Genomic DNA, 544 nt, shown 5'->3' with positions numbered 1-544 from the left:
GCGCACATGCTCGGTGAGCAGGATCCGGCGCACCTGAGAGCGGTGGATGTCGATGCCCGCCGCGCGGGCGGCCGCGGTGAGGGTGTCCAGTGTCCACTCGGCTGGGGCGATCTCATCGGCCGCCACCAGGTCCCCGGTCGCATCGCGGACCGGCTTGCCGGGCGGGGTCGAACGCGCCAGCGCGATGACCTGCCCGCGTTCGACCTCGGTGATCCGTGGTTTGCGGCCCGCCCCGGGCCGGTCACCCAACCCGGCCAGGCCCTCGGCGTTGAACCGGTCGAGCCGCTCGCGCACCGTCTGCATGTGGCAACCCAGCTTGGCCGCGATCACACTGGTCCGCAGCCCCTGCCAGCTCAATGTGATCATCTGTGCCCGCACGATCCAGTCGCCCGGGGCGTGCCGCGCTCCAGCCAGCTTACGGATCTTGCGTTCCTCGTCGGCGTTCAGCGGCGGGCGCGCGAACAGTAGCTTCGGCATGATGGCCCCTGAAACCATCATTCCCCCAGCTCAGCTGGTATCCACACCCTCAATCAGGAACGTTGCA

At 69.1% G+C, this 544-nt stretch carries 1 protein-coding gene; it reads right to left on the bottom strand.

Annotated features, from left to right (window positions below; genetic code table 11):
* A partial coding sequence (locus ACSDR0_RS51110) for a helix-turn-helix domain-containing protein (RefSeq protein ID WP_435296219.1) occupies window positions 1–477 on the bottom strand: 477 nt, incomplete at its 3' end.
* Between the last annotated feature and the right edge of the window lie 67 nt (window positions 478–544).

The organism is Streptosporangium sp. G11, from assembly GCF_051192615.1.
Taxonomy (GTDB): Bacteria; Actinomycetota; Actinomycetes; order Streptosporangiales; family Streptosporangiaceae; genus Streptosporangium.
This window is presented reverse-complemented; position numbering and strand designations above follow the sequence as displayed.